Source organism: Paraburkholderia sp. LEh10 (assembly GCF_017814945.1).
Taxonomy (GTDB): Bacteria; Pseudomonadota; Gammaproteobacteria; order Burkholderiales; family Burkholderiaceae; genus Paraburkholderia.
Window position 1 is genome coordinate 20,744 of sequence record NZ_JAGIPX010000056.1, and the last position, 14,336, is coordinate 35,079.

General features: G+C 64.5%; 15 protein-coding genes. 6 read left to right on the forward strand and 9 right to left on the reverse strand.

What is annotated here, in order from left to right; all coding sequences use genetic code 11:
- Positions 1 to 6: 6 nt before the first annotated feature.
- Positions 7 to 624 carry a c-type cytochrome gene (locus J8I87_RS33105; RefSeq protein ID WP_245254342.1) on the forward strand — a complete coding sequence of 206 codons (618 nt, stop codon included), beginning with the start codon at positions 7 to 9 and terminating at the stop codon, positions 622 to 624.
- Positions 625 to 942: 318 nt separating this feature from the next.
- Positions 943 to 2,520 carry a serine hydrolase gene (locus J8I87_RS33110; RefSeq protein WP_209936448.1) on the forward strand — a complete coding sequence of 526 codons (1,578 nt, stop codon included), beginning with the start codon at positions 943 to 945 and terminating at the stop codon, positions 2,518 to 2,520.
- 37 nt (positions 2,521 to 2,557) lie between these two features.
- Here the strand turns inward: J8I87_RS33110 and J8I87_RS33115 are convergent, their stop codons facing one another.
- The 7 genes from J8I87_RS33115 to J8I87_RS33145 all read right to left on the reverse strand — a co-directional run bounded on the left by J8I87_RS33115 (position 2,558) and on the right by J8I87_RS33145 (position 8,418).
- A complete protein-coding gene (locus J8I87_RS33115; RefSeq protein WP_209936450.1) occupies positions 2,558 to 3,469 on the reverse strand; it encodes a LysR family transcriptional regulator in 912 nt (303 codons plus the stop codon).
- A 110-nt stretch (positions 3,470 to 3,579) separates the two neighbouring features.
- Positions 3,580 to 4,830 carry an acyl-CoA dehydrogenase family protein gene (locus J8I87_RS33120; RefSeq protein ID WP_209936451.1) on the reverse strand — a complete coding sequence of 417 codons (1,251 nt, stop codon included), beginning with the start codon at positions 4,828 to 4,830 and terminating at the stop codon, positions 3,580 to 3,582.
- Between the two features lie 21 nt (positions 4,831 to 4,851).
- The gene (locus tag J8I87_RS33125; RefSeq protein ID WP_209936452.1) at positions 4,852 to 5,616 is read right to left on the reverse strand and encodes an SDR family oxidoreductase; all 765 of its coding nucleotides are present in this window, start codon (positions 5,614 to 5,616) and stop codon (positions 4,852 to 4,854) included.
- 42 nt (positions 5,617 to 5,658) lie between these two features.
- On the reverse strand, positions 5,659 to 6,696 hold the full coding sequence (locus J8I87_RS33130) for a phosphotransferase (RefSeq protein ID WP_209936453.1): 1,038 nt from the start codon (positions 6,694 to 6,696) through the stop codon (positions 5,659 to 5,661).
- Positions 6,697 to 6,719: 23 nt separating this feature from the next.
- A complete protein-coding gene (locus J8I87_RS33135; RefSeq protein ID WP_209936455.1) occupies positions 6,720 to 7,394 on the reverse strand; it encodes a histidine phosphatase family protein in 675 nt (224 codons plus the stop codon).
- Between the two features lie 229 nt (positions 7,395 to 7,623).
- The gene (locus J8I87_RS33140; RefSeq protein ID WP_209936456.1) at positions 7,624 to 7,857 is read right to left on the reverse strand and encodes a hypothetical protein; all 234 of its coding nucleotides are present in this window, start codon (positions 7,855 to 7,857) and stop codon (positions 7,624 to 7,626) included.
- A gap of 99 nt (positions 7,858 to 7,956) precedes the next feature.
- Positions 7,957 to 8,418 carry an Lrp/AsnC family transcriptional regulator gene (locus J8I87_RS33145; protein WP_209936457.1) on the reverse strand — a complete coding sequence of 154 codons (462 nt, stop codon included), beginning with the start codon at positions 8,416 to 8,418 and terminating at the stop codon, positions 7,957 to 7,959.
- A 133-nt stretch (positions 8,419 to 8,551) separates the two neighbouring features.
- Between J8I87_RS33145 and J8I87_RS33150 the strand changes: the two genes are divergently transcribed.
- Positions 8,552 to 9,181 carry a LysE family translocator gene (locus J8I87_RS33150; RefSeq protein ID WP_209936458.1) on the forward strand — a complete coding sequence of 210 codons (630 nt, stop codon included), beginning with the start codon at positions 8,552 to 8,554 and terminating at the stop codon, positions 9,179 to 9,181.
- An 18-nt stretch (positions 9,182 to 9,199) separates the two neighbouring features.
- Here J8I87_RS33150 and J8I87_RS33155 read toward each other — a convergent pair whose 3' ends face one another.
- Positions 9,200 to 9,373, reverse strand: a complete 174-nt coding sequence (locus tag J8I87_RS33155; RefSeq protein WP_209936482.1) for a DUF1289 domain-containing protein — start codon at positions 9,371 to 9,373, stop codon at positions 9,200 to 9,202.
- Positions 9,374 to 9,542: 169 nt separating this feature from the next.
- Here J8I87_RS33155 and J8I87_RS33160 point away from each other — a divergent pair, with 169 nt between their 5' ends.
- Entirely contained in the window at positions 9,543 to 9,863 is a 321-nt protein-coding gene (locus tag J8I87_RS33160) for a YnfA family protein (RefSeq protein WP_209936459.1), read from the forward strand.
- 90 nt (positions 9,864 to 9,953) lie between these two features.
- Here J8I87_RS33160 and J8I87_RS33165 read toward each other — a convergent pair whose 3' ends face one another.
- The gene (locus J8I87_RS33165) at positions 9,954 to 10,466 is read right to left on the reverse strand and encodes a DUF1993 family protein (RefSeq protein ID WP_209936461.1); all 513 of its coding nucleotides are present in this window, start codon (positions 10,464 to 10,466) and stop codon (positions 9,954 to 9,956) included.
- A gap of 321 nt (positions 10,467 to 10,787) precedes the next feature.
- On the opposite strand from J8I87_RS33165, the gene J8I87_RS33170 reads away from it, so the two are divergent.
- Both J8I87_RS33170 and J8I87_RS33175 read left to right on the forward strand, forming a co-directional pair.
- Positions 10,788 to 12,350 (forward strand): protease pro-enzyme activation domain-containing protein, encoded by a 1,563-nt coding sequence (locus J8I87_RS33170; RefSeq protein WP_209936462.1) that lies wholly within the window; start codon positions 10,788 to 10,790, stop codon positions 12,348 to 12,350.
- A gap of 99 nt (positions 12,351 to 12,449) precedes the next feature.
- Positions 12,450 to 14,114 (forward strand): S10 family peptidase, encoded by a 1,665-nt coding sequence (locus tag J8I87_RS33175; protein WP_209936463.1) that lies wholly within the window; start codon positions 12,450 to 12,452, stop codon positions 14,112 to 14,114.
- The last annotated feature ends 222 nt before the right edge of the window (positions 14,115 to 14,336 follow it).

Genomic DNA, 14,336 nt, shown 5'->3' on the forward strand with positions numbered 1-14,336 from the left:
TTATGCATGATGTTGTCGCTTGGCGCATTCGCGAGCGCGAGCTTCGCGCAGGACAACGTCGTAGCCGCGCATGACAATGCCGCCGCGCCGATGCCTTCGACGGCAAACTGCGTGGCGTGCCACGGCGCGCTGGGCGCCGGGTCCGACACGGGCGCGCCGCGCCTCGCCGGCAAGAATGTGGATTACCTCGCGCATGCGCTGTCGATGTTCAAGGCGGGCACGCGCGCGAGCGCGCCGATGCAGGCCGTCGCACGCGGCCTGTCGGATAGCGACATACGCGCGCTGGCCACTTACTTTGCCACCCAGCATCCACCTGTCGTGAAGGCTTCGCTGCCGCCATCGCATGCGCTCGTCATGGCTGGCCAGCAACTGGCCGAGATGGGTGCGGGCGCAAGCGTGCCGGCGTGCTTCAGTTGTCACGCGGCGGGCGGAAAAGGCACTGGCGCGAGATTTCCGGCCATTGCGGGCGAGCCCGCGGCTTTCACGATCGCGCGGCTGCACGAATTCCAGACGCGCGCGAAGGACGGCGTGCCGAAGCCTGGAACGATGACGGCCGTTGCGGCTTCATTGAACGACACACAGATCGACCAGGTCGCTGCGTATCTGTCGGTGACGGGGCCGTGACGGAGCGCGCCCACGCACGCCAATGCGCTTGCACGGGCACGCGGAGCTTTTCAACGCGGCTGTTCGAGCGTCATTCGATGCTGTCGCTGCCGTGCTTCATGGCCGCCATTGCACTGGCAGAGGCATGGCGATGACGGATCGCATAAAGCGCGTTGTTGCGCGCGATGGTTTGCGCGCTGCCGCACCGCCTCCCGAATGTGGGGCTTTCAACTCTCTTGCCCGATGATCTATAACTGAAAGCCGGGCGCGGCGTGCACGACGACATCGCCGGCACGCGCCTTCGACATCGGCGCCGCAGCAGTCATCCGGAGACTTGACATGACCTCAAGGCAAGGGCGGCGGCGCTTTCTCGGCGCTGCGCTGTGCGGAGCCGTCGCCGCGTGCGGCGGCTCCAGCGATTCAGCCAACGGCGGTAATAGTAGCAACTCAGGCAGCAACTCGGGCAGCAGCGCGGATGCGCCCGTGCCCGCCGCGCAGATCGACGCCGCGATCGCGCAGCTCGACACGCTCGCGAACAACCTGATGACGTCGACGGGCGTGCCCGGCATGTCGGTCGCTGTCGTGCGCAATCTGCAGACGGTCTATGCGAAAGGCTTCGGCACGCGGCTCGTCGGCTCGGGACTGCCCGTCGATTCCGACACGGTGTTCCAGCTGGCGTCACTGTCGAAGCCGATCGGCTCGACGGTGGTCGCGCATCAGGTGGGCATCGGCACGGTTTCGTGGGACACGCCCGTGCGCGCGCATTTGCCGTGGTTCACGCTGTCGGACCCGGACGTGAGCGCGCAAGTCAGCATCGGCGACCTGTACGCGCACCGCTCGGGCTTGCCCGATCACGCCGGCGATTTGCTGGAGGACATGGGCTACGATCAGACGACGATCTTGCAGCATTTGCGCTATCTGCCCCTCGCGCCGTTTCGCCGCTCGTACTTCTACACGAACTTCGGTCTGACGGCGGGCGCGATCTCGGTGGCGTCGGCGGCTGGCCGCGACTGGGCGACATTATCGGAGCAAACGCTCTATCAGCCGCTCGGCATGACGAGCACGAGTTCGCGCTACGCCGATTTCATCGCGCGGGCAAACCGCGCCACCGGCCACGTGAAGCGCAACGGCCAATGGGTGGCCGGCCTCGGCTCGATGCCCGATGCGCAATCGCCCGCGGGCGGCGTCAGCTCCTGCGCGAACGACATGGCGAAGTGGCTCGCGATGATGCTCGGCAACGGCGTCTTCAACGGCAAGCGCCTTATCGACGCAACGGCGCTCAATGCGGCGATCAGCCCGCAGTCGCAGACGGCTCCCGCCGGCGGCGGACAGAGCGCGGGCTACTATGGCTTCGGCTTCAACGTCGGCACGACGGCGGCGGGCCGTGCGAGCTACAGCCATTCGGGCGCATTCGCCGCGGGCGCGGCGACGAACTTCGTCGTGGTGCCTTCGACGGGCTGTGCGATCGTGGCGCTCACCAATGGCTTTCCGATCGGCGTGCCCGAAACACTCACCGCGCAGTTCTTCGATCTCGTGCAGTTCGGCGCGATCCAGCGCGACTGGTTCACGCTCTATAGCGACGCGTTAGCCGGCCTCACCAGGCCGACGGGCTCGCTCGTCGGCGTCGCGCCGCCCGCGTCGCCGTTTCCGGCGCGCGCGCTCTCGACATACACGGGCAGCTACAACAACGACTACTACGGGCCGGCGCAGATCAGCGACGCGGGCGGATCGCTGCTCCTGACGCTCGGTGCGACGCCGTTGCGCCTGCCGCTGTCGCATTGGGACGGCGATACCTTCACGTTCACGCTCGTCAACGAAAACGCCGCGCCCGGCACGATTTCGAAGGTCTCGTTTCTGAGCAATCAGGTGACGCTCGAGTACTACAACGCGGAAGGGCTGGGAACGTTCACGCGTTGATCGTCCGCGTTGCGTGTGCCGTCCGCCATCGCGACGATCACGCGCGCTGCGGCTCGGCCATCTCGTTCATCAGGCGGATCACCTCGCCGCGCACCCAGCGGTTCGCCTGGTCCTGCTCGCCGCTGCGATGCCAGTACAGATGCCATTCGACATTCGCCAGCGGAAATGGCAATTCGAGAATGCGCGCGTCGTAGCGCTGCAGCAGCTGTACGGGCGCCGTTAGTGCGAGATCGGTGCGCAGTGCGATCAGCGGCGCGACCATGTAATGCTGCACGCGCATTTGCATCTGCCTGCGCTTGCCCAGCTTGTGCAGCTCCGCATCGACGAGGCCGCTGCCTTGGCGGCGGCTCGATACCTGAATGTGGCCGAGCGCGAGATAGTCGTCCATCGTCAGCGTGTCGCCCGCGAACGGATGATCGTGACGCAGCATGCACGCATAACGGTCGCTGCCAAGGGGCGCCTGGTGCAGTTGCGGATCGTGGACGAGGGGCACGTCGATCGCAAAATCGATCTTGCCCGTTGCGAGCGCGGCGGCCAGTTCGCTGCGCGGCGTGAAATAGCTTTCGATGCGCATGCCGGGCGCCTGCTGCTGCAACACTTCGCCGAGCGCGGGCAACAGGATCGCCTCGGTCAGATCGGGCATGCTGAGGCGAAACGTGCGCTCCGCCGCGGCGGGCACGAATACGTCGCCTTCCGTTGCGCTCGTCTCCAGCAATTGCAGCGCTTCGCGCACGCGGCCGATGATGTTCTCCGAGAGTGGCGTCGGCACCATGCCCGACGGCGTGCTGACGAAGAGGGGATCGTCGAACGCCTTGCGCATGCGCGCGAGCGCGTTGCTGACGGCGGGCTGCGTGATGAACAGCATTTCGGCCGCGCGTGTCAGGTTGCGCTTGTCGTAGATCGCTTCGAATACGACGAACAGGTTGAGGTCGAGCTTCGGCGGACGCATCGCATAGTCTCCTTTAGCGCTTACTCCCGGCTCACGCAACATGGTTGCGCGGCCCGATATCATAAGCGACGGTGGCGCGGCGAGGCGTCCTCGTGCAGCGCTGGAAACGATCAATCGCGCGGCGGCACGTTCAGATACGCGGCGCTCGCGCCCAGCGTCTCCTTGCCCTGCGCAATCTCCATGCGCGCGATCGCCTGCAGGTGCACTTCGTCGGGACCGTCCGCATAACGCAGCGCGCGGCCCCAGGTCCAGTGATCGGCGAGCGGCGTATCGGGGCTCACGCCCATTGCGCCGAACACTTGCATCGCGCGGTCGCAGACGGTGGTATGCAACTGCGGAATCAGCGCCTTGATCATCGAGATTTCCTTGCGCGCCGCCTTTGCACCCACTTCGTCGATGAGCCACGCTGTCTTCAGCACCAGCAGCCGCGCCTGATCGATTTCGATGCGCGACTTCGCGATCCATTCGCCGACAGCGCCGTGCTGATGCAGATACTTGCCGAACGTCTTGCGCTCCTGCGAGCGCGCGATCATCAGCTCGAGCGCAAGCTCCGCTGCGCCGATCGAGCGCATGCAGTGGTGAATGCGCCCCGGCCCGAGCCGCGCCTGAGCGAGCGCGAACCCGCTGCCTTCTTCGCCGAGCAGATTCGACGCGGGGACGCGCACGTTGGTGAACGTCACTTCGCAGTGTCCTTCGGGCGAGATGTGATTCATCACGGGAATGTTGCGCAACACTTTCAGGCCCGGCGTATCGGCGGGCACGAGAATCATGCTTTGCTGCCGATGGCTCTCCGCTTGCGGATCGGTCTTGCCCATCACGATGTAAATCTTGCAGTCCGGATGCGCGGCGTTCGTGATGAACCACTTGCGTCCGTTGATCACATAGCCGTCGCCGTCGCGGCGAATCGACGTCGTGATGTTCGTCGCATCCGACGATGGCACGTCCGGCTCCGTCATCGCGAACGCCGAGCGGATCGTGCCTTCGAGCAACGGCATGAGCCACCGCTCGCGCTGCGCGGGCGTCGCGAACATGTGCAGCAGTTCCATGTTGCCCGTGTCGGGCGCGTTGCAGTTGAACACCTCGGGCGCCCACGAAATGCGGCCCATGATCTCCGCGAGCGGCGCGTATTCGAGGTTGGTGAGGCGCGTGCCCGGCTCGTCGTCCTTCAGATGCGGCAGGAACAGATTCCACAAGCCTTCGGCTTTGGCTCTCGCCTTCAGCTCCTCCATAAACGAGACGGGATAGCGGCCCGCGTGCACTTCTTCGAGCCACTGGCGCTGGCGCGGCACGATATGTTCGTCCATGAAGGCGCGCACGCGCTGGCGCAAGTCTTCAACCTTTGGGCTGTAGCCGAAATTCATGATGAGTTCCTGTGTAAGGTGCTAGATGGTCAGGCCGCCATCGACGACGATGCATTCGCCGTTCGTATAGCTCGCCGCGTCGGACACGAGATACAGCACCGTGCCCGCCATTTCGTGCGGCTCGCCGTGGCGGCGCAGCGGGATGTTGTTGATCCAGTGGTCGTAAATGTCCTTGTTCTCGAACAGCGCGCCGGCGAATTTCGTTTTCGTCAGGCCGGGCAGCAGCGCGTTCACACGGATGCCGAGCGGTCCGCATTCTTTCGCGAACGCCTTCGTCATGTTGACGACAGCCGCCTTCGTGATCGAGTAGATGGCTTGCCGGTCGCCGGGCTGCAGCGCATTGACGGACGCCGTGTTGACGATTGCGCCGCGTCCTTGCTCCTTCATCAGCTTGCCCGCCTCCACCGACATGAAGAAGTAGCCGCGCAGGTTCACTTCGACGGTCTTGTTGTACGCGGCGAGATCGGTGTCGAGGATATGGCCGAAGTACGGATTGGCCGCCGCGTTGTTGACCAGAATATCCAGCCGGCCATGCTTTTCACGGATGTGCGCGAACGTCGCGGCGATGTCCTCCATGCGTCCGACGTGGCACGCGAGCGCTTCCGCGCGGCCGCCCGCATCGCGGATCGCGGCCGCCACCTGTTCGCATTCTTCGAGCTTGCGGCTCGATACGATCACGTGCGCGCCCTGTTCGGCGAGCAGCTTTGCAATCGCTTCGCCGATGCCGCGGCTTGCGCCCGTCACGAGCGCGATGCGGCCTGTGAGGTTGAAAAGGTCGGTGCTCAATGTTGTCTCCTTGAGGTCTTTATCGATGGCTGGGTTCGACGGCTATGCAATCAGTTCCGCGGCGAGTTGCGCGAGCGGCTCGACCATTGCGCCGACTTCATGTGCGTCGGCACTCGATGCGTTGCCCTGCAGCGCGCGCGCCTTTACGCCCTGCGCAATCGACGCGAGCCGGAAGAAGCTGAACGCGAGATAGAAAGGCCAGTTGTCGATCGCGGGCAGGCCGCGCAGCTTGCAGTACTGCGCGACGATCTCTTCTTCGTCGGGCACGCCGAGGGCGGCGCGATCCTGCCCGCGCAGCCCCGTGATGTGGCCTTGCGACGGCAGCCGCAGACACATGCAGAAGTACGCGAGATCGGCGAGCGGGTTGCCGAGCGTCGACAGTTCCCAGTCGAGAATCGCACGCACTTGCGGCTTGTCGTTCGCGAAGATCAGGTTGTCGATGCGGAAGTCGCCGTGCACGAGCGACGGGCGTTGCATATCGGGCGTATCGGCGGGGCAGTGCGCAGGCAGCCAGTCGATCAGCGCTTCCATCGGCGCGATGCGTTGCGTTTCGGCGGCGCGGTACTGCTTGGTCCACACACCGATCTGGCGCTCGAAGTAGTTGCCGGCGCGCCCATAGTCGCCGAGTCCGACCGCTTCGGCATCGACATCGTGCAGCGCCGCGAGCGTCTGCACGATCGCCGCGTAGTACCCGCGCCGCGCGTCGCGGTCGAGTTCGGGCAGTGCGGGGTTCCAGAAGATGCGGCCTTCTTCGTAGCTCATCAGATAGAACATGCTGCCGATCACGTCGCGGTCCTCGCACAGATGCCATGCGCGCGCGACGGGCACGGGCGTCTCGGCAAGCGCGTGCAGCACGCGGAATTCGCGGTCGACGGCGTGCGCGGACTTCAGCAGTTGTCCGGGCGGCTGGCGGCGCAACACGTAACGGCCGCTTTGTGCGTCGAGCAGAAAGGTCGGGTTGGATTGGCCGCCAGCGAACTTCGTCGCGCTTAACGGGCCGCGAAAACCTGCTACGTGCTGCGCCAGGTAACGCGCGAGCCGGTCGGTGTCGAGAGGGGTGTCGTGATGATCGCGAGTCATGTCGTTCGATGCGTTGCCGTGGACTAACCATAGGTTTGATATGCGCGACGCTGCGGGTCGTCGAGATGGCCGATGCCGTTGAAGCTCGACAGGTGCAGCGCGTCGCGATTGAAGAAGTAGTGGCTGACGCTGCTGTTGCGGATCTGCATGTTGAGCGCGATGGCCGTCGCGGCGGGCGCCTGCAGGATCTGTTGCGTCAGCGCGGCGATCACGCCGCCGGAGCTGACCACCAGCACGCGCTGGCCGCTGCCTTGCTGGATCGCGGCGCGCGCGTCGGCGACACGCTGCTGGAACGCGCGCCACGTTTCGGGCACGCCGCCGTCGAGCGCGCCTTCGGCCCACAGATGCAGGACTTGCCGCAGCGCCTTGAAAAAATCGCGCGGACTGCGGGTGGCCTGTTCCGCGAGCTGCCGATGGGTTTCGCCGAGCGCGCGAAAGAGCGCGTGGAAGTCGTATTCGTCGAGACCCGGATGGATCTCGCATTCGGCGGGAAGCGCGCGCAGGCCGTGCCGGATCGCGTCGACGGTTTGCGCGTGGCGCCGCAAGGTGCCCGACATCACGCGATCGAACGCGATATCGCGCTGCGCAAAGTATTCGCCGAGCCAGATGCCTTGCCGTTCGCCTACGTCCGACAGCCGGTCGTAGTCGTCAGCGCCCAACGACGCCTGGCCGTGCCGTACCAGAAAGAGTTCCGCCATCGCGTGTTTCGCCTTGGAAGAGGTGAAGCCAGCATAGCGGCGGGTGATGCATTCCTGAAGTTTATTTGGTGAATCCGCGAGTATTCATTGAAATTATGCCGAGCATGTTACGCAACTAACTGTCTGCTGCCGATAACCCTCCGTATTTACCGCGGCGCTAGGCGGCGAGCCGCCCGCGTTTGCACCGCGCGATGCGCCGTACGCAAGCAGCGCACGACGCGTAGTCCGCTCAACGGTTGCCGTCAAGCAGGTCGTTGAGCAGCGTATCGAACGCAGCTTGCGCGTCTTCGAGTTCCTGAAGGGCGGCGTCGAACGTCTGCAGCGCGATCTGCGACGGGCGGCCGGTTCCGGCCGGAGGGAACTGCGATTGCAGCGCGGCGAATGCGGTCTGAACCTGCTTCGTTGCGTTCAGTACGCGCTCCATTGCGCGGGTTTCTTCGGCTCGCGCCGCTGCGTGGTCCATGCCCATGCTCTCCGTGATTCATTGTGTGCCGTGATGGCGAGGCGCTCACTATGCCACGAGTCGCGGCATCTCACGCGTTGCGCGGGACGCGCGCCGTCATCAAACGGGCAAGCCGCCTGGCGACTTGACCTCTCGCAGTGACAGCGACGATTCCACTGATGTGACGCCCGGCAAACTGCGCAGTTCGTCGCGCATGAATGTGCCGTAATCGTCGAGATCGCGCGCGACCACCTGCAAGATGTAGTCGGCGCTGCCCGAAACGTTGTGGCAGGACAGGATGCGCGGTATCGCCTGGATCTCGCGCTCGAAGCGCGTTGCCGTGGCGCGGTCGTGCACGGCGAAGCGCACGTACACGAACGCGACCACGCCTAGCCCCAGCGCAGGGCGTGAGAGCACTGCGCGATACCGCTCGATATAGCCGTCGTTTTCGAGCCGTTTGAGTCGCCGCGCGCATGGCGTTTCACTCAGCCCGACCGTTTCGGCGAGCTTCGCGTTCGACATGCGGCCGTCGGCCTGCAACGCGGCGAGGATTGCGCGATCGGTCTTGTCGAGGTCATTCATGGCGAGGGGAAATCCGTGGTCGGATGTGTGATTTTAGGGCATTCCTCCAATCGATGGCTTTTAATGGCCGAAAATCGCCAGCATTCTCTAGCCGGCCGAATGCATCATGAATGCCTCGACACGTGAGGTTTCCATGGTTTCCGCTCATCTTCTGATCATGTATGTCACGGCTCTCGTGGTGGTGTTCGCGCTGCCCGGTCCCGACATGGCGCTCGTGCTTCAGACGAGCATCGGACGCGGCGCGCGCAACGGTTTTGCGGCCGCCGTCGGCCTCGGCCTGTCGCGCGCGACGCATGTGACGCTGTCTGCCTGCGGCGTCGCCGCGCTGCTGCGCAACGCGCCGTGGCTGTATGAAGTGGTCCGCTACGGCGGCGCGCTCTATCTGGCGTGGGTGGCCGTGCAGATTTTCCGCTCGCCGGTGTTCGCGCTGCCGTCGGGTGGCGCTCAGACGGACGACGACAGCGCGCTGTGGACGGCGTTCGTCAAAGGGCTGTTCACGAACTTGCTGAACCCGAAGGCGTTGTTGTTCTGTTCGGTGCTGTTGCCGCAGTTCGTGCGTCCGGAGGCAGGGCCCGTCGCGTCGCAGGTGCTCGAACTGGGAATCGTGCTGGTCGCGATCGGCGCGTGTTTCGACGCGCTCTATGCGATCGGCGCCGCGCGCATCGCCGGGTGGGTGCGCTCGCATCCGCTCGCGCAGACGCTGCAGCGCTGGACGTTCTCCGCCGCGCTGATCGGTTTCGCGCTGCGCCTTTCGCTGGACTGAGCGGCGGCCGTCACATGCTTATTTGCGGATCATCGCCGCGCGCTCCGGCTTCTGGTCGATGACCTTGCGGCGATGCTTGTCTTTCATCTTCTTCCACCCTTTGCATTCTTCCCTGGTGCGCAGACAGCCGACACAAAAGCCGGTTTTGCTGTCGAACTTGCAGACGTCGATACAGGGCGATTTGACACTCATGTGGTCGATCTCGATCGTTGACGGCGGGCGAGCGACGACTGTCGCACGGCGTGCCATCGACGGGCAAAGTGATTGTGTCAATAAAGGCGATAGACTGCCGGGTTAAAACGAACCCCGGCCTGCGCATCGGCTGATTGCGCGTGCCTTGACCATCAATCCGACCGTACCGATGAAGACCCTGTTGCTCTACGTCGTGACCGCCATCGCCGAAATTGTCGGCTGCTATCTGCCGTGGCGCTGGCTCAAGGACGGCGGCCCCGCGTGGCTGCTGCTACCTGGCGCGCTGAGCCTCGCGCTGTTCGCGTGGCTCCTGACCTTTCACGGCACGGCGGCGGGCCGCGTCTATGCCGCGTACGGCGGCGTGTATGTGGCCGTGGCGGTTCTCTGGCTGTGGTGCGTCGATCACGTGCGGCCGAGCGCCTGGGATCTGGCGGGCGCCGCGCTGACGCTCGCGGGCATGAGCGTCATCGCGTTCCAGCCGCGCGTTTGATGCCGCCGCGGGGACGGTGCCCGCGTGCACGGCGCACACGCGAACCGGCCGACTCCGCCCGCCCGCGTGTTGCGACTCGATGTGGCCGTCTCAGCTATTCGGCTTGCCGAGGAAGTCGAGCTTGCCGAGCTCGACGCCGTTATGACGCAGGATGTCGTATGCCGTCGTGATGTGGAAATAGAAGTTCGGCATCGCGAAGCCGAGCAGATAAGACAGGCCGTTGAACTCGACAGGGCCGCTGCGCATCTTCAAGGTGACGCCGCGCGTTTCCGAGCCATCGATCTGCGCGGCGTTGAACTCCTTCAGATATTCGATCGTTTTTTGAATGCGGGCGTGGAGCTCGTCGAACGTGAACTCGACGTCATCGTACTTGGGCGCTTCGACACCGGCGAGACGCGCCGCGCAACCTTTCGCGGTGTCGGTTGCGATGTGCACCTGACGAGCCAGCGGATGCATGTCCGGAAAGAGACGCGCGCCCGTCAGCACGGACGGATCGATCTGTTTTTCCGCTGCGTGCGCCTGGCCCTTGCCAAGAATATTTTGCAGGTTCGTGAGGCCGCGAATCAGCACGGGGATGGATGCCTGATACATCGAGATGGTCATGGAGGGTCCTCGAATTCGGTTTTTCGCACGCTCTTCGGCACGCGGTCGCATAGCGTAACGCAACAGCGCAAAAGCTGCTGGAGCAGCGTAACCCGCACGCGGCGATCTTCAAAGCTAGCCGTTCGGCCAGGTGTCGGACGCGCCGGAACTGTGTTCGAATCGTTTTGTCGGACGGTTGACGTGGGCTCGCGACGCTCATGGCACTCATGGCGCTCATGGCTTCCGGCGAAACGCGGCGGCCGCGCAGCGCTGCTCCGTATCCGTCTCACGCGCGCCGTGTCCAACGCGTGGTTTCTGGCCATGCCCAGGGAGAACCTAACCATGACGAAGCATCCATTGCCCGGTAGCGAGCGCAAGATCGCGCCTGGCTCGAAGGTGGTTGCACAGTGCGATCCGTCGGAAACGATTCAGGTGGTGGTCGTGCTGCGCCGCAAGGACGAGCAGCAGTTCGCCGAGTTGATGAAGAAGATCGAAGCGGGCGCGCCGGACGCGAAACCGCTGTCGCGTAAAGAACTCGAGCAGCGCTTCGGCGCTGCCGCACAAGATATTGCAAAGCTGAAAGCCTTCGCGGTGCAGCACGGTCTCGCATTCGTGCGCGAAGACCCGTCGGCGCGGACCGTCGTGTTGAGCGGCACCGTCGACCAGTTCCAGAAGGCGTTCGACGTCCAGTTGCAGCACTACGAGCATCAATCGCTGGGCCGGTTTCGCGGCCGCACGGGCGTGATTAGCGTGCCCGACGATCTGCATGGCGTCGTGACGGCCGTGCTGGGCCTCGACGACCGCCCGCAGGCGCGGCCGCATTTCCGCATCCGTCCGCCGTTCCGGCCCGCGAGGGCGCAGCAGGAGACGTCGTTCACGCCTTTGCAGCTCGCGTCGCTGTACCAGTTTCCGCAGGGCGACGGCAGTGGTCAGTGCATCGGCATCATCGAGCTGGGCGGCGGCTACCGCACGGCCGATCTCACACAGTATTTTTCGAGCCTCGGCGTGAGCGCGCCGAAAGTCGTCGCCGTCGGCGTGGACCAGAGCAGCAACCATCCGACGGGGGACCCGAACGGGCCGGACGGTGAAGTCACGCTCGACGTCGAGATCGCCGGTGCGATCGCGCCGGGCGCGACCATCGCCGTGTACTTCACGGCCAATAGCGACGCCGGCTTCATCGACGCCGTCAGCCAGGCGGTGCATGACACGACGAACAAGCCGTCGGTGATCTCGATCAGCTGGGGGGCGCCCGAAAGCGTATGGACGGCGCAATCGATGAACGCCTTCAACGACGTGCTGCAATCGGCGGCGGCGATCGGCGTGACGGTTTGCGCGGCATCGGGCGACAGCGGCTCGAGCGACGGTGTCGGCGACAGTGGCGATCACGTCGACTTTCCCGCGTCGAGTCCCTATGTGCTCGCGTGCGGCGGCACCCGCCTGCAGGGCTCGGGGCAGACGGTCACGCACGAAGTGGCGTGGAATGACGGCGCGGACGGCGGCGCGACGGGCGGCGGCGTGAGCGGCACGTTCGCCGTGCCGGCGTGGCAGGAAGGTCTGTCCACGTCCGGGGCGCAGGGCGGCAAGCGCGCGCTGACGGGCCGCGGCGTGCCCGACGTCGCCGGCGATGCGTCGCCGCTCACGGGCTACGACGTGATCGTCGACGGCAACAATACGGTGGTCGGCGGCACCAGCGCCGTCGCGCCGCTATGGGCCGCGCTGATCGCGCGTATCAACGGCGCGAAGGGCACGCCTGTCGGCTTCGTCAATCCGAAGTTGTACAAGGCTTCGGGCGTCTGCAACGACATCACGCAGGGCAACAACGGCAGTTATGTCGCAACCACGGGTTGGGACGCCTGCACGGGCTTGGGCAGCCCTAATGGTGTGAAGGTGGCGGCGGCTTTATAGTCTGGAGAGCGGGCGCTCGCGGTCCGGGCGTCGTGTTTTCGGCGGCGATGAGCGCGTCGCAACAGTGGGCAATACATATAAGCATTCGATGGAGCGATCATGACGAATACAGAATCAGCTTCCGGCAGCATGCAGTCGCCTCACGATTCTCACGCCGCGCACGAGCCGGCGGCTGAGAGCTCGCCGCACAAGGCCGGCGACCAGCCGTTCTTCGATCCCGTCGCGTACGGCAACGGGCCCGACGACTCGGTCACTGACAGCAGCGAAAATGCCGCGGTCACGAAGCATTCCATCACGATCGGCGGCAAGAAGATCAACTACACGGCGACGGCTGGCCATCTGGTGACGGTCGATCCGTCCAGTTCACTGCCCAGCGCGAAGATGTTCTATGTCGCGTTCACGCAGGACAACCAGAAAGAAGAAACCCGCCCTGTCACGTTCTTCTATAACGGCGGGCCGGGGTCGTCATCGGTGTTCGTACTGCTCGGGTCGTTCGCGCCGCGGCGGATCAGGACGTCGATGCCGAGCTTCACGCCGCCCGCGCCGTATCAGATGGAAGATAACCCCGACAGCCTGCTCGACAAGAGCGACCTCGTGTTCGTCAACCCCGTCGGCACCGGCTACTCGGCCGCCATCGCGCCGCGCAAGAACCGCGATTTTTGGGGTGTCGATCAGGACGCGGACTCGATCAAGCAGTTCATCAAGCGCTTTCTGACGAAGAACAACCGCTGGAATTCGCCGAAGTTTCTGTTCGGCGAATCGTATGGAACGGCGCGCAGTTGCGTGCTCGCCTACAAGCTGCACGAAGACGGCGTCGATCTGAACGGCATCACGCTGCAGTCGTCGATTCTCGACTACACGCAGGCGGGCAACCCCGTCGGCGCGCTGCCGACGGCCGCTGCGGACGCGTGGTATCACAAGAAGCTCGGCATCGCGCCGAGGCCGACCGACCTCGGCCAGTTCGTCGAAGAGGTCGCGCAGTTCGCGCGCACCGACTACCTGAACGCATTGCGCAAGTTTCCGACCACCGACAATGCCGTGGTCGAAAAGCTCAGCGAATACACGGGCATCGACAAGACCACGCTGCTCGCCTGGAGCCTCGATATCGCCGGGTACGACAGCCGGGGCAACTCGCTGTTCCTGACCACGCTGCTCAAGTCGAAGGGGCTTGCGCTCGGCGCGTATGACGGCCGCGTAACGGCGATCGAGACGGGCATTGCCGGCAAGATCGATCCGAACTCAGGCGGGAACGATCCGACGATGACAGCTGTCACGGGCGTCTACACGACGATGTGGAATGTGTATCTGAACGAGCAGTTGAAGTTCACGTCGAACTCGGCATTCACGGACCTGAACGACCAGGCGTTCAAGTACTGGGACTTCAGCCATATCGATCCGACGGGCGAGCAGAAGGGCATCGACAGCAAGGGCAACATCATCCTGTACACGGCGGGCGACCTCGCGGCCGTGATGGCGCTCAACGTGGATCTGAAGGTGCTGTCGGCAAACGGCTTCTACGATTTCGTCACGCCGTTCTACCAGACGGTGCTCGATTTGCAGCAAATGCCGCTGTTGAGCCAGCAGGTGCGCGACAACTTGTCCGCGCGCTTCTATCCGTCGGGGCATATGGTGTACCTCGACGGCGGCTCGCGTACCGCGCTGAAGGCCGATCTGGCTGCGATGTACGAGTCGACGGTGAGCAATACGGAGGCACTGGGGCGCGTGCGCGCGTTGCAGGCACTCACGGCTGCAAAGATGCATTGAGGCTTGTGCTGGCCGCGGCTGCGAATCGAGTTTCGCGCCGCGGCTTCACTGCTTCACTGTTATTTCGTAGCCGTATCGGCATCGCAATGAGGGCGTCGCAAAGCGTTGCACGGCGCCCTCGACGCCGCCCGCCTCAGAAAAGCCAGGCGATTCCACCCGGCGGCATTTACGTCAGGCGTGTCTAATGTGTTTTAATCATCTTGCGAATTAACTCTTCCGCGT